The following is a 21,685-nucleotide window of genomic DNA, read 5'->3' on the forward strand; positions in this document are numbered from 1 at the left end:
ACGTGGTGGACGCGCGGGACGAGCAGGAACCCGACCACCGGATCCGGCCCGACATACCGGGCGCGGCCCGCATCTGGAACTACTGGATGGGCGGCAAGGACAACTACCAGGCCGACCGCGACGCCGGTGACGCCTCGCTGCAGCTGTTCGACATGGCCACCGTGGCGAAGCAGTCCCGGGAGTACCTCAAACGCGTCGTGCGGTTCCTGGCGGGGGAAGCCGGGATCCGCCAGTTCCTCGACATCGGCACCGGCCTGCCGACCATGCAGAACACCCATGAGATCGCCCAGTCGATCGCGCCGGAGTCCCGGACCGTCTACGTGGACAACGACCCGATCGTGCTGGCCCACGCGCGGGCGCTGCTGGTCAACACCAGGCCCGAGGGCGTGACGACCTACATCGACGCGGACTACCACGACCCCGACCTGATCCTCGCCGAGGCGCGGAACGTGCTGGACTTCGACGAGCCGATCGCGGTGCTCTTCATGGGCGTTCTCGGGCACGCGAAGAGCTTCGAGGCGGCACGTTCGATCGTGGTGCGCGTGATGGACGCGGTGCCGTCGGGCAGCTACCTCGCTGTGAACGACTCGAACGACCTCAACCCCGACTTCGTGGCGCTCTGCGACAACTACAAGGCGACCGGGGCCGTCCCCTACGTCCCGCAGCCGATCGAGCACATCCGCAGCTACTTCAGAGGAATGGAGATGGTCGACCCGGGGCTGGTGTCGATCACGCGGTGGCGCCCGGAACCCACCGACATCGGCGCTGTCGTGACGTTGGAGGAGACCTCGGGCGCGGTGGCGCGCAAGCCCTGAGCTCAGCCGCCCGTGCGGAACCGCGCGTCCTCCTCGTAGGGGTAGTCGTGCAGGCCCGACGCGGGGTCGTCCGGGTGGTAGGTCCAGTACTGGCGGATCTGCCGGATCCGGCCGTCCGCGAACTCGTAGTGCTCCGAGCCCCGGACCGGGACGGTGCGGCCGTCACGCCGCACCAGCATCGTCCACTCGATCGCCGCGGTGTGCCCGTCGCCGACGAACGTGTCGACGTGCCACGTGGCGCCGTCCCAGCGCTCGCGCACCTTCGCGAAGAACGCGGCGATCGCCTCGGGACCGCGAACCGGGCGGTGGTTCGTGTCGTAGACGACCGCGTCGGGGCAGAACGACGCGGCAACCCCGGCCGCGTCGCCCCGGCTGCACGCCGCGAAGTAGGCGCGGACCAGGTCTTCGCCGGTCATCGGGCCCGCCAGACAGGATCGCGCTTCTCGAGGAAAGCCCGCACGCCCTCGACCCGGTCCTCGCTCGCGTACGGGTTCGGGCCCACCTGCAGGCGCAGCGCGGCCGCGAGGGGCAGCTCGGCCCCCTTGCCGATCATGGCCTTGTAGCGGCGGATGGTCAGCGGGGCGTTCGCGACGAGGCGGCGGCAGAACTCGAGCGCCTCGCCCGCCAGGCGGTCGCCGGGGACCACCCGGTTGACCAGGCCCCAGCGGTGGGCCTCCTCCGCGGAGATCAGCTCGCCCAGGTACAGCAGCTCGTAGGCGATGCCCCGCGGCACGATCCGCGGCAGCAGCTGGCAGCCGAAGTTGGCGCCCATCCCCCGCTTGGCCTCCGGCAGCCCGATCCGGGCGTGCTCGGCGGCGAGCCGCACGTCGCAGGCGAGCGCGATCTCGCAGCCGCCGCCGGCCGCCACCCCGTTGAGCGCCGCCACGGTCGGCTTCGCACAGTCGAGGACGGTCTCGAAGACGTTGCGGGTGGTGCCGGCCATCGGCATCGTCAGTGCACCGTCGGACCGATTCGCCTCCTTCAGGTCGATGCCGGCCGAGAACGCCCGGTCCCCACTGCCGGTGAGCAGCACGGCCCAGACGTCGTCGTCGGTGCTGAACCCGTCGAACGCCGCGACGAGGTCGGCGACCAAGCCGGTGCTCAACGCGTTCAGCCGCTCCGGCCGGTCCAGCGTGACGTGGGCGATCCGGTCGACGACCTCGACCGAGAGCCCGTTGTCGGTGCGCACGGGGTGTTCCTCCCTGGTTGTCAGGTGATCAGGCCCGTGGTGAGGCGCGGCCACAGCCCGTCCGCGCCGAGCCCGGCGACGTGGCGGCCCAGCCGGGCGCTCCAGTGCCGCTCGCCGCCGAACTCGTCGCGCCACGCCCACAGCCGCCTGGTGAGCTGACCGAGCTCGTACTCCTTGGTCATGCCGATGGCGCCGTGGGCCTGGTGGGCGGCCTTGGCCGCAGCGCTCGCGGCCTCGCCCGCCACCACCTTCGCGGCCGCGACGTCGAAGAGCGCCGGATCCGGGTCGGCGTTGCGGGCGGCGACGGTGACCGCCATCCGCGCGGCCTGGGCCTCCTCCGCGATCCGGACGAGGTGGTGCTGCACGGCCTGGAAGCGCGCGACCGGCCGGCCGAACTGCTCCCGCTCGTGCGTGTACCGCACGGTCAGCTCGCTCACCCGTGCGAGCGCGCCGGCGATCAGCGCGGCCCGGGCGAGCGCGCCCCGCAGCGCCACCGCCTCGACGGTGACGTGCGCGGGCGCCGGAGCAACCGCGTCGTCGTCGAGCTCGAGGTCGTCGAGCGTGACGGTGCCACGCGGCTCCCCGGCGAGGTTGTGCCCGGGCGTGGCGGTGGCGGGCGGCACGGACAGCACGAACCGCTCGGCCCCGCGCGACGCCAGCACGACCACGCGCTCGGCCTCCCCCGCCCACGGGACCCGGTGCAGCCGACCCGCCACCCGCCAGCCACCGGGACCGCCCGTCACCGTGACGGTGTCGTGCGGCCGTCCCACGGCGACGGTGGCCGGGCCCGCGGGAAGGGGAAGTCCCGCGGCCGCGAGCGCCCAGCCCGCGAGCAGGCCGGTTTCGGCCAGCGGGACGGGGGCGGCGTACCGCCCGGCGACCTGCAGCACCGCGCACGCGTCGGCGACGCTGCCGCCGGACCCGCCGGCCTCCTCGGGCACCGACACGAGCGGGAAACCGGCAGCGGCGAGGGCGTTCCACAGCTCCCCGGCCCAGCCGGTCTCCTCCGCGGCCCGCACGGTCTCGGGCGGGCAGAGGTCCCCGAACAGGTCGGTTGCGACCTCGGTGAGCAGCACGCCGTCATCACTCATGACCGGAGTCCCTTCGCGGCGATGGAACGCAGGACTTCGGTGGTGCCGCCCCGGATGGTGAACGACGGTCCGGTGAGGATCGCCTGGGCGAGCAGCCCCTCGAACAGCGAGCCCCGCTGCGGGTCGATCTCGGTGCCGGCCGCCGCCCGGAGCACCTCGATGACCTCCTGCTCGAACGTCGTCCCGATGTCCTTGACCAGCGCGGACTCGATCGCGGGTGCCTCGCCCCGGTCGATCGAGCGTGCCACCGACAGCGACAGCTGGCGGATGGTCCAGTAGCGCGCCGTCAGGCGGCCCGCGACCTCCGCGTCCGCTGGGCCCAGCTCCCCGTCCGCGCCCCGCTCGCGCAGGAACTCCCGGAACGGGGTGAACGGGCTCATGAAGCGGTCCGGCCCCGAGCGCTCGTAGGCCAGCTCGGAGGTGACCTGACGCCAGCCCGCCCCGACGTCGCCGAGCACCATGTCGTCCGGGACGAACACTCCGTCCAGCAGGACCTCGTTGAAGTGGTGCGTCCCGTCCAGGAACGGGATCGGGGAGATCTTCACCTCGGGTGCGCGGAGGTCGACGATCAGCTGGCTCAGCCCGGCGTGCCGGTCCCCGTCCGCGGGAGAGGTCCGCAGCAGCACCACGAAGTAGTGGTTGAGGTGCGCCCCGCTCGTCCACACCTTCGTGCCGTTCACGACCCAGCCGCCGTCGACCTTCGTGGCGGTGGTGCGCACCGAGGCGAGGTCGGACCCGGAGCCGGGCTCGCTCATGCCGAGGGAGAACCAGCACTCCCCCGCGCAGATGGCGGGCAGGAAGCGTTGTCGCTGCTCCTCCGTGCCGAAGCGCAGCAACGTGGGGCCGGTCTGCCGGTCCGCCACGAAGTGCGCGCCGAACGGCGCACCGGCGGCCAACAGTTCCTCGATGACGACGAACCGGTCCACGGCGGAGCGCCCGTGGCCCCCGTACTCGGGTGGGATCGCCATGCCGACCCAGCCGCGCGCGGCGAGCTTGCGGGAGAACTGCGGGTCGTGCCCCGCGGACATCCCGAGCCCCGGCCGGTGGTCGGCCGGTAGTTCGGCCGCGAGGAAGTCGCGGACCTCGGCGCGCAACTCCTCCTCGGCTCGGGTGGGAGCGGTCGGTGCGAACTGCATGGTCACGTCCTCCCGGTGACGACGGCGCCGCAGTCCCGCAGGGCGGCGGCCTCCGCCGCGTCGAAGCCCAGCTCGGCCAGCAGCTCGGTGGTGTGCCCGGCGAACGACGGCGACGCCGCCGCAGCCGTGAACGGGGTGCCGCTCAGCCGCAGCGGCGCGCCGAGCCCGCGGTAGCGGCCCACCACCTCGTGCTCGTAGTCGGCGACGAGGCCCTCCGCCTCGACGTGCGGGTCGAAGAGCATCTCGTCGAGGTGGCGGACCTCGGCGACGGGCACGTCCCGCGCGCGCAGTTCGTCGACCCACTCCGCGCTGGTCCGGGTGGCGACGAGCTCGGCGAGCCGCGCCCGGAACGCCTCGCCGCCGCTGCGCACGAGCGCCTCGTCGACGCCGGCGACCACTGCGAGGCGCCCGCGGGCGCCCGGACTGCCCGCTCCGATGGCGATCACCCCGTCCGACGTGCGGAACGTGCGGTAGTGCGCGGTGTGGACGGGCGCGTCGGGGCGCATCGTGCGCCGGGTCCGCTCGATGTCCGCACGCGTGGCGCCCTCCTTGCGCAGCCGGGGCAGGTGCTCCTCGACGAACTGGTGGCGCCAGCCGTCCTCCCCGTGGACGTGGGCGAGCGAGTTGTTCTGCAGGGCCAGCGCACCGCCGAGCAGCGAGACCTCGACCTTCTGCCCCGCGCCGGTGCGCTCGCGGGCGTAGAGCGCCGCGGCGACGCCGCCGAAGAGCAGCATCGCGGTGGAGTAGTCGGCCGCCTGCACCTCGCTGTGGTGGGGCAGCCCGTCGTCCTCGGCGCCGAGCGAGCTCATCAACCCCGAGCGGGCCTGCACGACGACGTCCATGCCGGGCAGCGCCGCCTCCGGCCCGACGTGGCCGAACGCGCTGACGGCGCCGTAGACCACGCGCGGGTTGCGCGCGGCGACGCCCTCGTAGTCGAGGCCGCGGCGACGGACGGCCGCGGGGCTGAGGTTGACCAGCACGACGTCGGCGATCTCGACGAGCCGGTGCACGACCTCCTGCGCCCGCGCGTTCCCGAGGTCGATCGCGATGCTCTGCTTGCCCCGGTTCTTGATGAGGAACTGCCGCGTCTCGCCCGGGGCGAGCGGCGCCGGGCCCGAGCGGTACGCGTCACCGGTCGGCGGTTCCACCTTGATCACCCGAGCGCCGCCGTCGGCGAGCAGCTGCGCGCAGAAGGGGACGACGACGAACTGCCCGAACTCCACCACGGTGATGCCGTCGAACGGGCCCCTCACGCAGGCACCTCCTTCTCGCTCAACGGCCTCCCGGCGAGCGTCGGACCGGTGGTCTGCAAGTGGCAGGCCGTCTCGCCGCCGCCCGCGACCGGCGTCATCGCAGGCATCTCGCGCTTGCAGACGTCCATGGCGTAGGCGCAGCGCGTGTGGAACGGGCAGCCCGGCGGCGGTGCGGACGGGTCGGGGAGATCGCCGGACAGCAGGATGCGCTTCGCGCCGCGCCGCTTCGGGTCCGGCACCGGGATCGCCGAGAGCAGCGCCTGCGTGTACGGGTGCGCGGGCTGCGAGTAGACCCGCTCGACCGGCCCGGACTCGACGATGCGACCCAAATACATCACCGCGACGCGGTGCGCGATGTGCCGGACCACCGCCAGGTCGTGCGCGATGAACAGGTAGGACAGCTCGAACCGCTCCCGCAGGTCCTCGAGCAGGTTGATCACCTGGTTCTGGGTCGAGACGTCCAGCGCCGAGACCGCCTCGTCGCACACGATGAGCCGCGGGTGCAGCGCGAGCGCACGGGCGATCGCCACGCGCTGGCGCTGGCCGCCGGAGAACTCGTACGGGTAGCGGTCGGCGTGGCTCGGACGCAGCCCGACCAGGTCGAGCAGCTCCTCGACCCGGTCCCGGCGCGCCTGCTTGGCCATCTTCTCGTGCACCCGCAGCGGCTCGGCGATGCTCGACCCGACCGGGGCCGAGGGGTCCAGCGACGAGTACGGGTCCTGGAACACCATCTGCATCTGCCGCCGCAGCCTGCGCAGCTGCGCGCCCCGGTAGCGGGTGACGTCCTCGCCGTCGACGTGGATCCGGCCCGTCTCCAGCGGCACGAGCCGCAGCACGGCGCGCCCGGTCGTCGACTTGCCCGACCCGGACTCCCCGACCAGACCGAGCGTCTCGCCGCGGTCGATGCGCAGGGAGACGTCGTCGACGGCCGTGACGCCCTGCCGTCGGCCCTTCCCGGGGAACGTCACGCGCAGGCCCTCGGCCTGCAGCACCGGAGGCTTCACGATCCCGCTCCTCGCAGCTCGAGCTCGCCGGTGCGCACGCAGCGGCTGTCGCGCCCCGGTGTGATGGCCAGCAGCGGCACCTCGCCCTCCGTGCACCGCGGCTCCGTGTAGGGGCACCGGGGGTGGAAGCGGCAGCCGACCGGCATGTTCCACGGCTCCGGAGTCCGCCCCGGGATCGAGGCCAGCCGCCCCTCCCGCGAGCCCAGCTGCGGCATCGCGGCCAGCAGTCCCTCGGTGTAGGGCATGCGCGGTGCCTCGAACAACGGCCCTGCCGCGGCGGACTCGACGACCTGACCCGCGTACATGACGACGACCCGGTCGCAGACCTCGGCCACCACACCGAGGTCGTGCGTGACGAGCAGGACCGCCATCCCGATCCGGTCCCGCAGGGACAGCAGCAGCTCGAGGATCTGCGCCTGGATCGTCACGTCCAGCGCCGTCGTGGGCTCGTCGGCGATCAGGACCTTGGGGTCGCACGCGAGCGCGACCGCGATCATCGCGCGCTGCCGCATCCCGCCGGAGAACTCGTGCGGGTAGGCGTGCACCCGGCGGGCGGCGTTGGGGATGCCGACCAGGTCCAGCATCTCGACCGCCCGCGCGGTGGCGCCGCGGCGGGCGCCGCCGCGGTGGCGCCGCACCGTCTCCGCGATCTGGTCCCCCACCGTGAAGGCCGGGTTGAGGCTGGTCATCGGCTCCTGGAAGATCATGGAGATCTCGTTGCCCCGGATGTCGCGCAACTCCCGTTCCGGGAGAGCGGTGAGGTTGCGCCCCTGGAACAGGATGCGACCGCCGGACCGCCTACCCGGCGGGGTCGGCACCAGGCCGAGCACCGACAGCCCTGTGACGGTCTTCCCCGAGCCGGACTCGCCGACGAGGCCCACGATCTCCCGCTCGGCCACGGTGAACGACACGTCGCGCACGACGTTGGCCCAGCCGTGGTCGGTCGCGAAGTCGACGCAGAGCCCGTCGACCTGCAGCAGTGGCGCCCCGGGCGGGTCGGTGACCGGCCGTGCGACGGCGGCGTGGCCTGCGGAACGGCGCACGGCTCAGTCCCCCTTCCGGGTCTCGCGACCGAGCGAGTCGCGCAGCCCGTCGCCGACGAGGTTGAACGACAGGGTCGCCACGGCGATCGCCAGGCCGGGCCAGACGACGAGCAGCGGAGTGCTGCGGATCTCGGTGAACCCGCGGCCGAGCAGGTTGCCCCAGCTGGGGGTGGGCGGGACGACACCGAGCCCGAGCAGGGAGAGCGCGGCCTCGGCGAGCAGCGCCGCCGCGAGCATCAGCGAGACCTGCACCAGCAGCGGGGACAGGATGTTGGGCAGCACGCGGCGGGCGATGATGCCGCTCGCAGGGGTGCCGATGCTCACCGACGCCTCGACGTAGGTCTCGGCCCGGACGGCCAGCGTCGCGCTGCGCACCACCCGGAACAGCCGCGGCGAGTAGACGATGCCCAGCGCGATCATCGCGTTCGTCAGCCCCGGTCCGGTGGCCGCGATGATCGCGATCGCCAGGATGATCGCCGGGAAGGTCATGAGGACGTCGGCGGCGCGGCCCAGCAGCCAGTCCACCCACCCGCCGCAGTAGCCGGCGAGGAGCCCGAACGGCACCCCGACGACCACCGCGATCGCGACCGCGATCGCGGCGGCGAACAGGGAGACCCGACCCGCGACGAGCAGGCGGCTGAACGTGTCGCGGCCGAGCGAGTCCGTGCCGAGCCAGTGCGCGGGCGTGGACCCGGACAGCCGGTTCATCACGTCGATCGCGTCCGGCTCGTACGGGACGATCCACGGTGCCGCCGCCGCCCCGACCACCAGCACGACCAGCACGATGAGCGCGCCGAGGGCGAGCCGGTTGGCGCGGAACCGGCGCGCGAAGCGCCGCAGGCCGGGCGCGGTGACCGGACGGGAGGTGAGAGTGTCCGTCATGTCTGTCGGATCCTCGGGTTGAAGTAGCCGTAGGAGACGTCCACCACGATGTTGATGAACAGCACCATCACCGCGGCCACGAGCACGACGCCCTGCACGATCGGGAAGTCACGGCTGAACACGCCCTGGTAGGCCAGCTGGCCGATGCCTGGGAGGGCGAACAGCTGCTCGATGACGACGGTCCCGCCGATGAGCCGGTTCGCCTCGATGCCGAAGACCGTCACGACCGGCAGGGCCGCGTTCTTCAGCGCGTGCTTGCCGACCACCCGCACCGGGCTCAGCCCTTTCGCCGTGGCGGTGCGGACGTAGTCCTCGCTCATCACCGTCGAGACCGATGCCCTGGTCTGGCGCGCGATCACCGCCGCCGGGGCGAGCGCGAGCGCGGTGGCCGGCAGGACCAGGTGCTGGAACCACTCGAGCGGGCTGTCGGTGAACGGCACGTACCCGACCGCCGGGAGCAGCGGGTTCTGCAGCGCGAACAGCAGGACCAGGATCATCCCGACCCAGAAGTAGGGCACGGCGACCCCGACGCTCGCGCCCACCGTCGCGACCCTGTCCATCCAGGTCCCGGGCCGCAGCCCCGCGACCGCCCCGACTGCCACACCGAGGACGATCGCGAGGCCGAGGGCGAGGAACGCCAGCGACAACGTGGCCGGCAGCCGGGCGAGGATCGCCGTCCAGACCGTCTGGCTGGTGAACAGCGACGTGCCGAGGTCGCCCTGCAGCGCGGCGCTGAGCCAGTGCCAGTACTGCACGAGGAACGGGTCGTTCAGGCCGAGGCGTTCCCGCACCGCCTCGACCTGGGCGGGGTCCGGGTTCTGCCCCGCCAGCGCCACGGCGGGATCGCCGGGCACGAGCACGATGAGACCGAAGACCAGGAAGCTGACGACCAGCAGCAGCGGGATGCTGACCAGCAGCCTGCGCACGAGGAGTCCGAGCACGGGTCAGCCCCTCACGGCCCGGGTTCGATCCCGGCGCCCCGGAACTGGCGCGAGGCGTCGGCGTAGATCTCCACGCCGCGGACCGTGTCGTTCATCGCGAACGGCGTGGTGAGGTGGCAGAGCGTGACGTTCGGGTAGGCCTCCTCGGTGACGGCCTGGAACAGCTGGGCATACGCCGGACGCCGCTCGTCGGCCGTCGCGCCCGCCATCGCCTCGGCGTGCAGTCGGGTGATCTCGTCGGTCGTGAACCCGCCCGGGTTGTTGAACCCGTCCGCCAGGTAGTACGAGGCGGTGAGGATGCTCGGGTCCGATTCGGCCTTCTGCTCCGAGAGCGTGGCGTCGGCGGACTTGTTCACCGAGAAGTCCTCGGCGAGCTTCGCGATCTCCACCGGGGTGATCGACATCTGGATCCCGACCTCCGCGAGGTTCTGCTGCATGACCTCCGCGATCTGCTGGTAGAGGTCGAGGTTGATGACCTCGAGGTCGAAGGAGAAGCCGTCGGGCACGCCGGCTTCGGCGAGCAGCTGCCGGGCCCGTTCCGGGTCGTACGGGTACCGCTCGGGCCCGATGTCCGGGTTGGACGCGAAGTAGAACTGCGGGAACAGCTGCACGCCGGGTTCGCAGAATCCGTTGGTCACCGCGGCGATGGCGTCCCGGTTGATCGCGTGGTTGATCGCCTGGCGCACCTGCTTGCTCCCGAACTCGGAGCGTGCGGTGTTCAGCGTGAGGTTGTAGCTCGACAGGCTCGGCGCCTCGCAGACCACGAGACCCGAGTCCACCGCGGGCTGGTACATGCTCGCCCGCAGGAACGTCACGTCCGCGGCGCCGGTCTGCACGGCGTTGAGGCGGGCGTTGTCGTCGCCGGAGATGAGGAACACGAGCGTGGCGACGTTCACCGCCTCCGGGTCCCAGTAGTCCTCCACCGCCGTGTACTCGACGCGGCTGCCCGGCACGTAGTTCGTCATCCGGAACGCCCCGGAGCCGCCGGTGGGTGCGATGTCCTCGCCCGGCTTGTCGAATGCTGCCGGGCTCATCATCATCCCGGCCGACCCGCCGAGGATGCCCACGAGCGCACCCGCACCGCCGCCGGTGACCAGCCGGACGGTGTCGGCGTCCACGACCTCGACGGACGTGATGGCCTGCAGCGCGTTGGCGTTGTAGGACCAGGGCTGCTGGCCGCGCTCGATGTTGGCCTTGACCGACGCGGCGTCGAACGGTGTGCCGTCGTGGTAGGTCCATCCGCCGCGCAGCTCCATCTGCAGGACCGTGCCGCCGTCGGTCAGCTGCCACGACTCCGCGAGCATCGGCTGCGGGGTGCCCTCCTCGTCGACGTGCACGAGGCTGTCGTAGACCGGGTAGAGGTACATCTGGCTGTTGTTCGTCGTGATCTTGTCGGGGTCGAAGCTGGTGTTCCCGACGCTGTACATCCAGGTCAGGGTCGCGCCCTCGTCCATCCCCTCGGAAGCCGGCGGGCAGGCGGCCGTCTGCGCCTCCCGCTCCACCCCGGGATCACCCGCGGTCCCGCCACCGCCGCCACCGCATGCGGTGACGGCGAGCAGGACCACGCCGGCGATCGACAGTCCGGTGAGCCTCTTCATGCCGTTCCTCCTCCTCGTGCGCCGTTGCACCGGAGATCCGGTTGTTCAGGTGCTGTTGCGCCGCCGCTGCGACCACATCTGGGTGGCCCGCTCGAAGTGCAGCGCCGCGTCCCAGGCGAGGCCGGGCGGTCCCAGCTCGGTCCGGAACGACCGGACCGCCTGGCGGGCGAGGTCCGGGTCCTTCGCGGGCTGCGCGGCCAGCGCGAACGCGACCTCGTCGACGTCCTCGTCGGGCACCGCGCGCCACGCGAGCCCGATCTGCTCGGCACGCGCGCCGTCGATCTCCTCGCTGAACAGGCCCATCGCGGCGGTGGCCTCGCGGCCCGCCGTCCGGCCGGCGATCGTGAAGAAGCCCCCGCCGGGGTGCAGGCCGATCCGCAGGAAGCCCGCCATGATCCGGGCATCGGTCGCCACGACCCGCAGGTCGGTGGCGAGCATGAGGTTGATGCCGGCGCCGACGGCCGCGCCGCGAACGGCGGCGACCGTGGGCACGGCCAGCGTCCCGACCCGCATGAAGGCGCCGTAGACCGCACCCGCCTCCTGGTAGGTCGCGTCCTCGGCCTGGTCGGCGCCGGGACGCCAGCGGCGCCGGTCGGCGCCGGAGCAGAACGTGCCGCCCGCACCGCGCACCACCGCCGCGCCGATCGACGCGTCGGCGTCGACCTCCTCGCACAGCTCGGCGAGCTGCCGACCCATGTCCGGCGTGAGGCCGTTCTTGACCTCCACCGAGTCGACGGTGAGGACCGCGACGCCGTCACGCCGCTCCAGGTGAACCTGTCCCATCCGGCCTGCCTCCCTGTTGCGCTTCCTGCTCACTCACCCACGGGGTCGCCACCGTCGGCGACCCGGACGAGGACGTCGACCGCTGTCGCTCCTTCGCCCGGCAGCCCGACGACCAGCGGATTGACCTCGAACTCCGCCAACTGGGGACCGGCCGCCACGGCCGCGTGACCGAGCCGGACCACGGCGTCGACCGCTGCCCGCACGTCCCGGGCCGGCGCCCCGCGGAAGCCACCGAGCAGCGGCCAGGCGCGCAGGCGGCGCAGCATGGCCCACGCCTCTTCGGGCGAGACGGGCGCCAGCCCGGTGGCGACGTCGGCGTAGAGCTCGGTGGTGATCCCGCCGAAGCCGACGGTGACGAGCGGCGGGAAGCCGTCCCGCCCGCCCGTCGCGGCGACGACCAGCTCCGCTCCGGCGGGCACCATCGCCTGCACCAGGACGCCGTCGAGCGCCTCGACGTGGTGGGCGCGCGCGGCGGCCACGAGATCGTCGAAGACCCTCGCGGCACGCGCGGCGTCGACGTCGAGCCGCACACCCCCGACCTCGGACTTGTGCGCCAGCGCGGCGGCCTGCAGCTTCATCGCCGCCGGCCCGCCGAGGCCCACCACGGCGTCGGTGGCTTCCTGCCGGGTGCGCACCACGACCGAGGCGGGCCGGGCGATCCCCATCGCGTCGAGCAACGCGGGCCCGTCGGAGGCGTCCAGCAGCTCCCGGATCCGGTCGGGGGCCGGCGCCGTGGGTCGCGGCAGCGCCACGGCGGGCACCGCGGGTGCTCGCGGCGGGGCGACGAGCCCGGCCGCCCTGGCCAGGCCGCCGACCGAAGAGAAGACGGGGATGCCGGCGGCCCGGAAGACGGCACGCCCCTGCGCCGTCTGGTCCTGCCCGGCGAGCCATGCCACCATCAGCGGCTTCGCGAGCCTGGCGGAGGTGCCGACCAGGTCCTCGGCGAGGGCGGCACCGGCCTGGCCGACCACCATGGTCAGCACCACCGCGACGGCGTCCACGCCCGGGTCGTCGGCCACGATCCGGCACACGTCGCCGAAGGCGTCGGCGCCGCGGGTGAACAGCTGCGCGGTGACGTCCACGGGGTTGGCCAACGCGCCGAACGCGGGGATGAGTGGCCGAAGCCGATCCTGCGTGGTGGTGCACAGCTCAGGCAGCTCGAGGCCGGCGTCGCTGCACCGGTCCGCGGCGAGGCTGCCGGCACCGCCCGACGTCGTCACCACCGCCACCCTGCGCCCCTCGGGCCGCGGCATCGAGGAGAGCGTGGCCGCCACGGCGAGCAGCTCGTCCACGTCGTCGACCAGCACCACGCCGTGCCGGGCGGACGCGAGGACGAACGCCGTGTCGTCACCGAGCATCGATCCGGTGTGGGACACGGCAGCGCGTCGCCCCGCGCCGGAACGACCGGAGCGCAGCACCACCAGGTGCTTGCCGGCCTCCCGCGCTCGAGCGGCGAGCCGCAGGTAGGCGGCTCCGTCGCCCACGGACTCGACGTAGAGCAGGAGCACCCGCACGTCGGGCTCGTCCAGCAGCGCGGACGCGACCTCCACGAGGTCGAGGTCGGCCTGGTTCCCGGTGCTGGCCCAGGCCGTGAGTCCGAGGCCCATCTCCGCGGACAGATCGAGGATCGATCCACCGACCGCTCCGCTCTGCCCGACGTAGGCGACACCGCCCGCAGCGCGCAGCTGCCGGTCGGCGGCCGCGGTGAACGTGGCGACCAGTCCCGTGGGCGTGTGCAGCAGGCCCTGGCAGTTCGGGCCGAGGACGCGCACGCCGGCTTCCTCACCGGCCGCGGCCAGCTCCGCCTGCAGGCGGGCCCCCGCGGCCCCCGTCTCGGCGAAGCCGGAGGCGAAGACCACGACGCCGGCAGCGCCGACCGCGCCCGCCTCCCGCACCGTGCCTGCCGCGGCCGCCGCCGGGACGAGGGCGAGAACCAGGTCGACCGGGCCCGGCAGCTCGGCGAGCGAGGCGTAGCAGGGCAGCCCCTCCAGCTCGTCGTAACCGGGGTTGACCGGGTAGATACCGCCGCCGAACCCGTGCTCACGCAGGTAGCGCAGCGGCCGGCCCATCGGGTTGCCCGGCCGTCCCGACACCCCGACCAGCGCCACCCCGCGCGGCCGCAGCATCCGCCGGATCGCCGCGCCGCCACCGGTCTTCCCGGGGATCAGCGCCAGGCCAGGGCGGGCCGGACGTGACTCGCGGTGCCGGTGCGGTGTGGGGCAGCTCACGCATACGAGGTAACTTGACGCCGATGTCGAAGTCAAGAGTTACTCGACGTCGACGTCGAAACCCATCGGATGACGAACGGACGAGCTGCATGAGCGAGACCGCGACCAGCGAAGGCGGAACGGGCAGCCTCCGGCGCGCCTCCGTGGGGTCCCTCCCGAACTCCGAGCGCGGGCGCCGCACGCGGCGCCAGCTCCTGGTCGCGGCCCGCGAGGTCTTCGAGCGCGACGGCTTCCTCGACGCGCGGGTCACCGACATCTCGGCGGCTGCCGGCGCGTCGCACGGCAGCTTCTACACCTACTTCGAGTCCAAGACCGACATCTTCCGCACCCTCTGCGCGCAGGAGATGGACGCGCTCTACCTCGGCACCGGGAGCGGTGACCCCAGCGGCGGCGAGCCCGACCCGATCGCGCGCATCGAGCGCTCCAACCGCCGCTTCGTGGAGATCTACAAGCGCAACGCCGCGCTGCTGGGGCTCCTCGAACAGGTCACCGCCTACGACGAGGAGGTGCGCAAGCTGCGCATGGCCGTGCGGGACCGCGCCGTCTCGCGCGTCCAGCACAGCATCGTGCAGCTACAGGACGCCGGCCTCGCCGACCGCGACCTCGACCCGTTCCACAGCGCGAGCGCCCTGGTCACCATGGTCAACGGCACCGCGCACTTCTGGCTGGTGCTGGGCGAGCAGTTCGACGAGGAGACCCTCGTTCACACCCTGACCCAGCTGTGGGTCAGAGCCTTGGGCCTCGACCACACGGTGCGTGACTGAGCACCGGCGATGCGGACGATCAGACGCTGCGCAACACCGAGACGATGATGCCCAACACGACAGCCTCGTCACCGTCGATGACGTCGTAGGCCGGGTTGCGCGGCTCGAGGAACACGTGCCCGTTGCGCCGGCGGTACACCTTCACCGTGGCCTCACCGTCGATCATCGCCGCGACGATCTGGCCGGAATGCGCCTCGGACTGCTGGCGCACCACCACGGTGTCGCCGTCGCAGATCGCGGCGTCGACCATCGAATCGCCCCGCACGCGCAGCGCGAAGACCGTGCCGCGCCCGGCGAGCTCGCGGGGCAGCGTCAGGACGTCGTCGACGTGCTCCTCGGCCAGGATGGGTGTGCCCGCAGCGATGTCGCCGACCACCGGCACGGACACCGCGTCGTCCCCGCGCCCCTGCGCCGGGGGCTCCTGCAGGAAGAGGCGCACGTCGATCGGCCGCGACATCGCGGTACCGCGCCGGAGGAACCCCCGCTCCTCGAGGCTCGCCAGGTGCTTCGACACCGACGACGGCGACCGCAGCCCGACCGCGTCGCCGATCTCCCGGGTGCTCGGCGCGTACCCGCACCGCACCACCCAGTCCCGGATCGCGACCAGGATCCGCTGCTGGCGCGCAGGCAGCGTCGAGGTGTCCAGGTGGCCGAACGCATCCAGATCATCGAAGACGGGCACGCGCGGATGCTAGAGGTCGGCACCGACAACCCGATCCGGTACACGGCTGTTCCGCGGCCCCGTTCCCCGTCCGCCGCTAGTCTCTCCTGCGATGCCGACCGGATCGTTCCACCCGTTGCTCCGCCAGCTCTACGAACGGCGCCTGCACGGGGTCGTCACCTCGGGCGCCCGGCTTCCGCGGCACGTCGGCCTCGTGATGGACGGCAACCGACGCTGGGCGCGGCAGATGGGCATGGGCAATCCGAGCGTCGGCCACCGCTACGGCGCCGAGCACGTCGACGAGGTCCTCGGCTGGTGCCGGGAGCTGGGCATCGACCACGTCACCGTCTACGTCGCCTCCCTCGACAACCTCCGCAAGCGCGACGCCGCCGAGGTCGCCTACCTGCTCGGCGTCATCGAGGACGTCGTCGCCGAACGTCTCGCCGCGCCGGGAGCCACTTGGCAGGTGCATCTCGCCGGGCGGCTCGACGCGCTCCCGGACTCGACCGCGCACGCGCTGAAGCTCGCCGAGGAACAGACCCGCCACTGCGACTCGGGCGCGCACGTCACGATCGCCGTCGGCTACGACGGGCGGGTCGAGATCGTCGACGCCCTCCGCGCCCTGCTCGACGCCGAAGCCGGCACGGGCGCGAGCCTCGCCGACGTGGCGGCGCGGATCTCCGACGAGGCGATCGCCGCGCACCTGTACACGGCACCCCGCCCTCCGCCGGATCTGATCATCCGCACCAGCGGGGAGCGGCGGCTGTCCGGATTCCTGCTGTGGCAGTCCGCCAACGCCGAGCTGTTCTTCTGCGACACCTACTGGCCGGCCTTCCGCCGGGTCGACTTCCTCCGGGCCCTGCGCGACTACGCCCGCCGCGACCGCCGGTTCGGCCGCTGACCCCCGCTCATCCGCCGGCGCCCGCCACGGCGTCGCCCCACACGTCGAGCAATCGTTGCGCGGAACCGCCGACCGGACCGACGGCGGCGGTCAGCGCGTCCGCAGCGAGCGGGCGGGCCGTGTCGACGGCGGCCACCGCGGCGCCGGCGTCGTCGATCACCGCGGAGCAGACGTCGCGCAGGTGGTCCGGGATCTCGAGCGCCGGGTCGATGCACCCGACCAGTGGCGTACCGACCGCCGCGACCAGGGGGAACACCGTGCCGGGGATCCCGATCGCGACCTCTGCGACGGCTGAGGCCTGCACCGAGGGCACCTCGCTGATCTCGTACTCCGACCACAACTCCCGGTCCTCGCGCGGGTGGAGGCCGACGACGATGCGCCTGCCGGCATCGGCGAGGCGGCGTGCGGAGTCCAGCAGCAGCTGCGCACCGGGCGCCGCGGCGCCGGTCTCGTCCTCGTGCGTGACGCTGGTCAGGACGAGCACGGTGCCCGGCTCGGCCGCCCGCTGCGGCAGGTCGTCGGTCTGGGCGGAGCCGACGACCCGCGCCTCACCGGGGAGCCCGAGGTGGGCCCGGAACGCGGCGGCCTCCGCGGACGAGGACGCCGTCGCCGCCCCGACCCGAGAACGCACTTCCCCGGCCCGCGGTGCCTCCTGCGGCAACAGGTACGCCAACGAGGACGCGACGACGGGCAGGGCGGGTAGCTGCGCGAGGCAGTCGGCCGGCCAGTCCCCCGCGCCGGTGACGACGAGCAGGTCGGCCTCGGGGAACGCCCCTGCCACCGCGACCGGCACCGCCTCGTCCGCGTCGATCTCGCTGCGGTCGGGCACGAGCTGGGTGAGCGTCCACCCCCTGCGCTGCGCCTCCGCCAGGAGCGGCTCCGCGTGGTAGGTGCCCCACGGCTCGTTGGTGGCGATCAGCACTCGCACCGGCCGCGGCGCGGCGGCCGAACCGGACGTGGATGGGGCAGCACACGCCCCGAGCGTCACCGCACCGCCCGCGACGAGCGCAGCCTGGAACAGACGGCGGCGCGACAGCCGCCCGGACGGACCTCCACGAGCACTCACGAGCGGAACCTAGGCAGCGCGGTGAGCCGGCGGGTGAACGCGGGCTGGAGCCGAGGGAACGAACTCGCCGACCACGCTCGCGGTCGGACCGTTTCGTCGGGATCGTCGCGGTCGAGCTCCTCGCGTCGAGGATCGGCACTCGCGCTCGCCCCGCAACTGCACTATGAACGACCTGCACCTGGCTCTCACCGAGGAGGCTTGGACATGTACCTCTCCATCCTCGTCGGGTGCGCGATCCTGCTGATGGGGCTCGGGATGACGCTCTACGGCGTCGTCGTCGGCGGGGGGCGGGAACGTGCCGCGCTGGCCGCCCTGCAGTCAGCACTGGAACGGTGGAGCCTCTCGCGCGCGTTCGGCGCGCCGTCGCCTCTCGCGGACCCGACCGGCTCGGTACCGGACGACCTGCCGCACCGGATGGACCGGGTGCTGCTGGCCCGCTCCGGACGGTGGAGCGGTGGCCACCTCACCGTCGTCGCGTTCGCCGAGAACGACGACGGGTGCGAACAGCACTTCCTGCTGATCCTCCTGGACGTTCCGGCCGCCACCGCAGGGCCGCCGTGCTCCAGCGGGTTCCGGCGCGGCCGACGACGGTGGGCCCGCGCCGTCGCGAACGGACTCGCCCTCGACGAGGCGGACACGGACAGGGTCGAGCAGGCCGCGGGCGAGGTCGACGGCTCGCTGCACCGGTTCGACGGCAGGCTCGCCGTGCTGCACTACGGCCTCCTCGGTTCGGCCCTCCACCACGGCAGGCCGGACGAGCGCAGGCTCACCGCCCTGCTCGACTCCAGCGAACACCTGGCGCTCGAACTGACGCTGCACGCCGCCCGTTGAGAGGCCTCGTTGCTCATCCCGTCGGCAGCCGTCCCGCCCGGGCCAGGGTCAGGACGGCACCCACGGTCACGTAGCCGCGCCATTCCAACGTGGCGGTCGGCGAGTAGCTGGCGAAGTCGACGGTCCAGCCGCCGTCGTCCTGCTGTTGCGCGGCCAACCCCTCCAGCTCGACGTCCAACACTCCAGGCCGCAGCAAGCGGCTCGCCGGGCTACCGGGCACCGACGCGAAGTTGAGCGCCCGCATCGTCTCGCCTTCGCTGCCACCCTCGACGGGGAGCCGCCCGGTGTCGGGCACGAACCGGGCGAGTCGTTCCAGCAGCGACGACGCCTCGGGGTACCGCTCGTACGCGGCGTCCAGGAAGCGGACGGCGAACGACAGCGCGATCGCGTGCGGTGCCGAGTCCAGCGCGCCGATGGTGTCGAGGCAGTAGCGACAGGCGCGTGCCAGCCAGGCGTGCGCCGCGACGGCGGGGTCGTGCGCGGCGACCCGCAGCGCGGCACCCGCGGCGAAGGCGGTGCTCTGCAGCGTCGAGACGGTGGGGTCGGCCTCGGCCCAGAACGGCGCGCAGGCGCTGGCGTCGGCCATCGGCAGGGCGAACGGCAGGCCGCCGTCGGGCAGCGTCACCGATTCCAACCAGTCGCACAGCTGGGTCGCGCGCGGGCTGGTCGCCGGCGCGATGTCCTCGAACACCTCGAAGGCGTGCAGCGCACCGGCCGGCTGACTCTCCGGCGCGCGCAGGTCGGGTTCCATGCCCCAGCCGTAACCGCCGTCGTCGTTGCGGTACCCGTCGAGCGCGGCGAGCACGGCCTGCGGCTGCACCTCCCCCAGCAGCAGCTCGAAACGGCGCCGGTCGAGCAACCGGCCGTGGCCGGCGAGGAACGATGCGGCGCGGGCCAGGTCGACATCCATGGCATCGAGGATGGCCCAACCCGGCGAGCGGGTCGTGAACAGATCGGTCAGTCCGGGACGCGTAACGCAGAGGCCGTAGCCGCCACCACGCCCCGACGACGAGAATCGGTGACCATGGGAAGAACCGACCGCGTCAGTCGCATGATCGCGGCACCACCGGAGGCCGTCTACACGGCGCTCCTCGATCGAGGGTCCCTCGAAGTCTGGATGCCGCCCGACGGCATGCGCGGGCGGATCGAGCACTGGGATCCCCGGCCGGGCGGCGGGTTCAGGATGGTGCTGACCTACCTCGACCCCACCGACGCTCCTGGCAAGTCGTCGGACGCAACGGACGTCGTCGACGTCGGCTTCGCCGAACTCGTGCCGCCGGAACGCGTGGTGCAGCGTGCCGTGTTCGAGTCCGACGACCCGTCGTACGCGGGCACCATGACCATGACGTGGCGCCTCGAAGCCGGTGGCGGAGCCACCACGGTCACCGTCATCGCCGAGGACGTGCCTCCCGGGATCGATCAGGCGGCCCACGAGATCGGCATCGCCTCCTCGTTGGCCAACCTGGCGTCGTACGTGGAGCAGTCCGCCTGATCAACGACCGGTAGGAGGCACCGGGCGTGCAAGGCTGTCGGGATGACCGAGGCGTCGGGCGCGAGCCACTCGAAGGTGCGCTTCACCGACCTGTCGCTGACCGACGCTCAGCTGAGCAACGTCGACGTGACCCGCGGGAACTTCTGGCGGGTTCGGATGCGTGGGGTGTGGATCGGCGAGGCAGAGATCAACGGCCAGATCGAAGGCCTGCGGATCAACGGCGTGGATGTCGGACCGCTGGTCGAGGCCGAGCTCGACCGCCGCCACCCCGACCGCGCCAAGATGCGCCCTCGCGACGTGGCCGGTTTCCACGAGGCGTGGGACATCCTCGAGTCGCTGTGGGCGGGCACAGTGGAGCGCGCCCGGGCGCTGCCACCCCAGCTGTTGCACGAGCAGGTCGACGGCGAGTGGTCCTTCATCCAGACGCTGCGGCACCTCGTCTACGCCACCGACATCTGGGTGCGCCGCGCGATCCTCGGTGACCCGACGCCGTGGCATCCACTGAGCCTGCCGTTCGACGGCACGGAACAGGATCCGACCGTCCCGTGGGACCGCCACGCGCGGCCGAGCCTGGACGAGGTGCTCGCCCTGCGCGCGGACCGCATGCAGACCGTCCGCCGGGTGATCGAGAGCCTCACCGAAGAGACTCTGGCGGGCACCACCGAGCCCGTCGAGGGGCCCGGGTACCCCGAACCCGGCAGCTACCCGGTCAGGAGCTGCCTGGGCACGGTGCTCGTCGAGGAGTGGGAACACCGCCTCTACGCGGAGCGCGACCTCGACGTCCTCCAGGTGACGGGCAGCTCGTGCAGCCCGAAGAGCAACCCCCCGTGCTTGTAGGGCAGTTCGTCCACCGGCTCGGCGAGACGCAGGGTGGGGATGCGCGCGAACAGGGTGGAGAACACGATCTCCAGCTCCAGACGGGCGAGGTGCTGCCCGAGGCACTGGTGCACGCCGTAGCCGAAGGCGACGTGGTGCCGGTTGCCGCGATGGACGTCGAACCGCTCGGGCTCGGGGAAGACTCCGGGGTCCCAGTCTGCCGCGGCCAGCAGGGCGACGACCCCCTCGCCCGCGCGGATCGCCGTGCCGCTGAGCTCCGTGTCCTCAGCCGCGACCCGGCTGGTGACGAAGTCGGCGATGCTGAGGTAGCGCAGCAGCTCCTCGATGGCGCCGGGAAGCAGCCCGGGGTCCGACCGCAGCGCGGCGAGCTGATCGGGGCGCTCCAGCAGCGCCGCCGTGCCCAGCGAGATCATGTTCGCCGTGGTCTCGTGCCCCGCGTTGAGCAGCAGCAGGCACATCATCACCAGCTCATCCCTGCGCAGCTCGCCGGCGGGCTCCAGCCGCTCGGTGACCAGCTTGCTGAGCAGGTCGTCGCCGGGATCCTGCTGCTTGCGGGTGATCAGCCCGTCCATGTAGGCACGTAGCCCCGCCAGCGCGGCCGCGAACTGCTCCGCGGTGCTCGCCCCCGACACGACCACCTTCGTCCGGCTCTGGAAGAACTCGTGGTCGTCGTAGGGCACACCGAGCAGCTGGCAGATCACCAGTGACGGCACGGGGAGCGCGAACGCCTCGACCAGGTCCACCGGCGGGGTCCTGGCCAGCATGTCGTCCAGCAGCCGGTCCACGGTGGCCTGGATGCCGGTCCGCATCGTCTTGATGCGCTTGACGGTGAACTCCTGGATGAGCATGCGCCGGTAGAAGCTGTGCTGCGGCGGGTCCATCCGGATGAACGGCGGGTTGCGCAGGACCTGCACCGCGCCCGGGACGAGCGCGGGAAATCCGGGGCGGGTGCCGTCGGCACTGAACACCGGGCTGCTCAGCACGGTCCGGACGTCCTCGTACCGGGTCACCAGCCAGGCGGTGCCGCCGGTGGGCAACTGCACCTCGGCGACGGGTTCGTCGGAACGCAGCCGGTCGTACTCCGGTGGTGGGGCGAACGGGCACTGGCGCTGGACCGGGAAGGTGCGGCTGCCAGGAGTCGTGGTCTCGGACATCTGCCACTCCTTGGCT

The 21,685-nt window shown here is 72.7% G+C and carries 22 protein-coding genes; 6 read left to right on the forward strand and 16 right to left on the reverse strand.

Going from position 1 to position 21,685, the window contains the following annotated elements; genetic code table 11:
* Positions 1-2: 2 nt before the first annotated feature.
* Positions 3-815 carry an SAM-dependent methyltransferase gene (locus tag CFP66_RS03410; RefSeq protein ID WP_094920244.1) on the forward strand — a complete coding sequence of 271 codons (813 nt, stop codon included), beginning with the start codon at positions 3-5 and terminating at the stop codon, positions 813-815.
* A 2-nt stretch (positions 816-817) separates the two neighbouring features.
* Here CFP66_RS03410 and CFP66_RS03415 read toward each other — a convergent pair whose 3' ends face one another.
* Genes CFP66_RS03415 through CFP66_RS03470 form a run of 12 tightly spaced genes read right to left on the reverse strand, consistent with a single transcriptional unit; the run spans position 818 to position 13,963 of the window.
* Positions 818-1,231: a nuclear transport factor 2 family protein gene (locus CFP66_RS03415; RefSeq protein ID WP_094920246.1), complete on the reverse strand. Its 414-nt coding sequence runs from the start codon at positions 1,229-1,231 to the stop codon at positions 818-820.
* Positions 1,228-2,004, reverse strand: a complete 777-nt coding sequence (locus CFP66_RS03420; RefSeq protein WP_094920248.1) for an enoyl-CoA hydratase/isomerase family protein — start codon at positions 2,002-2,004, stop codon at positions 1,228-1,230. The genes CFP66_RS03415 and CFP66_RS03420 overlap by 4 nt, the downstream gene beginning before the upstream one ends.
* Positions 2,005-2,024: 20 nt before the next feature.
* Positions 2,025-3,095: an acyl-CoA dehydrogenase family protein gene (locus tag CFP66_RS03425; RefSeq protein ID WP_094920249.1), complete on the reverse strand. Its 1,071-nt coding sequence runs from the start codon at positions 3,093-3,095 to the stop codon at positions 2,025-2,027.
* Positions 3,092-4,231, reverse strand: coding sequence for an acyl-CoA dehydrogenase family protein (locus CFP66_RS03430; protein ID WP_094920251.1), 1,140 nt, complete (start codon positions 4,229-4,231; stop codon positions 3,092-3,094). Before CFP66_RS03430 ends, CFP66_RS03425 begins: the two co-directional genes overlap by 4 nt.
* A gap of 2 nt (positions 4,232-4,233) precedes the next feature.
* A complete protein-coding gene (locus CFP66_RS03435) occupies positions 4,234-5,484 on the reverse strand; it encodes a CaiB/BaiF CoA-transferase family protein (RefSeq protein ID WP_158228016.1) in 1,251 nt (416 codons plus the stop codon).
* Complete coding sequence (locus CFP66_RS03440) at positions 5,481-6,488, reverse strand: ABC transporter ATP-binding protein (RefSeq protein WP_094920254.1); 1,008 nt, start codon at positions 6,486-6,488, stop codon at positions 5,481-5,483. The genes CFP66_RS03435 and CFP66_RS03440 overlap by 4 nt, the downstream gene beginning before the upstream one ends.
* On the reverse strand, positions 6,485-7,531 hold the full coding sequence (locus tag CFP66_RS03445) for an ABC transporter ATP-binding protein (protein ID WP_094920256.1): 1,047 nt from the start codon (positions 7,529-7,531) through the stop codon (positions 6,485-6,487). Before CFP66_RS03445 ends, CFP66_RS03440 begins: the two co-directional genes overlap by 4 nt.
* A 3-nt stretch (positions 7,532-7,534) precedes the next feature.
* Positions 7,535-8,413 carry an ABC transporter permease gene (locus CFP66_RS03450; protein ID WP_094920258.1) on the reverse strand — a complete coding sequence of 293 codons (879 nt, stop codon included), beginning with the start codon at positions 8,411-8,413 and terminating at the stop codon, positions 7,535-7,537.
* Positions 8,410-9,354: an ABC transporter permease gene (locus tag CFP66_RS03455; RefSeq protein ID WP_094920259.1), complete on the reverse strand. Its 945-nt coding sequence runs from the start codon at positions 9,352-9,354 to the stop codon at positions 8,410-8,412. The genes CFP66_RS03450 and CFP66_RS03455 overlap by 4 nt, the downstream gene beginning before the upstream one ends.
* An 11-nt stretch (positions 9,355-9,365) precedes the next feature.
* Positions 9,366-10,952, reverse strand: coding sequence for an ABC transporter substrate-binding protein (locus CFP66_RS03460; RefSeq protein WP_094920261.1), 1,587 nt, complete (start codon positions 10,950-10,952; stop codon positions 9,366-9,368).
* A 45-nt stretch (positions 10,953-10,997) separates the two neighbouring features.
* Positions 10,998-11,735 (reverse strand): enoyl-CoA hydratase/isomerase family protein, encoded by a 738-nt coding sequence (locus tag CFP66_RS03465; protein WP_094920262.1) that lies wholly within the window; start codon positions 11,733-11,735, stop codon positions 10,998-11,000.
* A gap of 29 nt (positions 11,736-11,764) precedes the next feature.
* Positions 11,765-13,963, reverse strand: coding sequence for an acetate--CoA ligase family protein (locus CFP66_RS03470; RefSeq protein ID WP_198961221.1), 2,199 nt, complete (start codon positions 13,961-13,963; stop codon positions 11,765-11,767).
* A gap of 89 nt (positions 13,964-14,052) precedes the next feature.
* Between CFP66_RS03470 and CFP66_RS03475 the strand changes: the two genes are divergently transcribed.
* Positions 14,053-14,727, forward strand: coding sequence for a TetR/AcrR family transcriptional regulator (locus tag CFP66_RS03475; protein WP_094920265.1), 675 nt, complete (start codon positions 14,053-14,055; stop codon positions 14,725-14,727).
* Positions 14,728-14,746: 19 nt separating this feature from the next.
* Here the strand turns inward: CFP66_RS03475 and lexA are convergent, their stop codons facing one another.
* Positions 14,747-15,409: a transcriptional repressor LexA gene (lexA, locus tag CFP66_RS03480; protein ID WP_094920267.1), complete on the reverse strand. Its 663-nt coding sequence runs from the start codon at positions 15,407-15,409 to the stop codon at positions 14,747-14,749.
* Positions 15,410-15,500: 91 nt separating this feature from the next.
* On the opposite strand from lexA, the gene uppS reads away from it, so the two are divergent.
* On the forward strand, positions 15,501-16,289 hold the full coding sequence (gene uppS / locus CFP66_RS03485; protein WP_094920269.1) for a polyprenyl diphosphate synthase: 789 nt from the start codon (positions 15,501-15,503) through the stop codon (positions 16,287-16,289).
* A gap of 7 nt (positions 16,290-16,296) precedes the next feature.
* On the opposite strand, the gene CFP66_RS03490 is transcribed toward uppS, so the two are convergent.
* On the reverse strand, positions 16,297-17,355 hold the full coding sequence (locus CFP66_RS03490) for a hypothetical protein (RefSeq protein WP_233159107.1): 1,059 nt from the start codon (positions 17,353-17,355) through the stop codon (positions 16,297-16,299).
* Positions 17,356-17,559: 204 nt separating this feature from the next.
* Here CFP66_RS03490 and CFP66_RS03495 point away from each other — a divergent pair, with 204 nt between their 5' ends.
* Positions 17,560-18,186, forward strand: a complete 627-nt coding sequence (locus tag CFP66_RS03495; RefSeq protein ID WP_094920272.1) for a hypothetical protein — start codon at positions 17,560-17,562, stop codon at positions 18,184-18,186.
* 13 nt (positions 18,187-18,199) lie between these two features.
* On the opposite strand, the gene CFP66_RS03500 is transcribed toward CFP66_RS03495, so the two are convergent.
* A complete protein-coding gene (locus CFP66_RS03500; protein WP_094920273.1) occupies positions 18,200-19,096 on the reverse strand; it encodes a hypothetical protein in 897 nt (298 codons plus the stop codon).
* 114 nt (positions 19,097-19,210) lie between these two features.
* On the opposite strand from CFP66_RS03500, the gene CFP66_RS03505 reads away from it, so the two are divergent.
* Both CFP66_RS03505 and CFP66_RS03510 read left to right on the forward strand, forming a co-directional pair.
* Complete coding sequence (locus CFP66_RS03505; RefSeq protein ID WP_094921475.1) at positions 19,211-19,678, forward strand: SRPBCC family protein; 468 nt, start codon at positions 19,211-19,213, stop codon at positions 19,676-19,678.
* A gap of 42 nt (positions 19,679-19,720) precedes the next feature.
* Complete coding sequence (locus CFP66_RS03510; protein ID WP_094920275.1) at positions 19,721-20,515, forward strand: DinB family protein; 795 nt, start codon at positions 19,721-19,723, stop codon at positions 20,513-20,515.
* Here the strand turns inward: CFP66_RS03510 and CFP66_RS03515 are convergent.
* Positions 20,437-21,669: a cytochrome P450 gene (locus tag CFP66_RS03515; RefSeq protein WP_094920276.1), complete on the reverse strand. Its 1,233-nt coding sequence runs from the start codon at positions 21,667-21,669 to the stop codon at positions 20,437-20,439. The genes CFP66_RS03510 and CFP66_RS03515 overlap by 79 nt on opposite strands.
* Positions 21,670-21,685: the final 16 nt, after the last annotated feature.

Source organism: Pseudonocardia sp. MH-G8 (assembly GCF_002262885.1).
Lineage (GTDB): Bacteria > Actinomycetota > Actinomycetes > Mycobacteriales > Pseudonocardiaceae > Pseudonocardia.

What these genes read in the sequence shown, in the direction of transcription:
- CFP66_RS03415 (WP_094920246.1), bottom strand. Translation starts at nt 1,231, where the DNA reads ATGACCGGCGAAGACCTGGTCCGCGCCTACTTCGCGGCGTGCAGCCGG.
- CFP66_RS03425 (WP_094920249.1), bottom strand. Translation starts at nt 3,095, where the DNA reads ATGAGTGATGACGGCGTGCTGCTCACCGAGGTCGCAACCGACCTGTTC.
- CFP66_RS03430 (WP_094920251.1), bottom strand. Translation starts at nt 4,231, where the DNA reads ATGCAGTTCGCACCGACCGCTCCCACCCGAGCCGAGGAGGAGTTGCGC.
- CFP66_RS03450 (WP_094920258.1), bottom strand. Translation starts at nt 8,413, where the DNA reads ATGACGGACACTCTCACCTCCCGTCCGGTCACCGCGCCCGGCCTGCGG.
- CFP66_RS03460 (WP_094920261.1), bottom strand. Translation starts at nt 10,952, where the DNA reads ATGAAGAGGCTCACCGGACTGTCGATCGCCGGCGTGGTCCTGCTCGCC.
- CFP66_RS03465 (WP_094920262.1), bottom strand. Translation starts at nt 11,735, where the DNA reads ATGGGACAGGTTCACCTGGAGCGGCGTGACGGCGTCGCGGTCCTCACC.
- CFP66_RS03475 (WP_094920265.1), top strand. Translation starts at nt 14,053, where the DNA reads ATGAGCGAGACCGCGACCAGCGAAGGCGGAACGGGCAGCCTCCGGCGC.
- uppS (WP_094920269.1), top strand. Translation starts at nt 15,501, where the DNA reads ATGCCGACCGGATCGTTCCACCCGTTGCTCCGCCAGCTCTACGAACGG.
- CFP66_RS03495 (WP_094920272.1), top strand. Translation starts at nt 17,560, where the DNA reads ATGTACCTCTCCATCCTCGTCGGGTGCGCGATCCTGCTGATGGGGCTC.
- CFP66_RS03500 (WP_094920273.1), bottom strand. Translation starts at nt 19,096, where the DNA reads ATGGATGTCGACCTGGCCCGCGCCGCATCGTTCCTCGCCGGCCACGGC.
- CFP66_RS03505 (WP_094921475.1), top strand. Translation starts at nt 19,211, where the DNA reads ATGGGAAGAACCGACCGCGTCAGTCGCATGATCGCGGCACCACCGGAG.
- CFP66_RS03510 (WP_094920275.1), top strand. Translation starts at nt 19,721, where the DNA reads ATGACCGAGGCGTCGGGCGCGAGCCACTCGAAGGTGCGCTTCACCGAC.
- CFP66_RS03515 (WP_094920276.1), bottom strand. Translation starts at nt 21,669, where the DNA reads ATGTCCGAGACCACGACTCCTGGCAGCCGCACCTTCCCGGTCCAGCGC.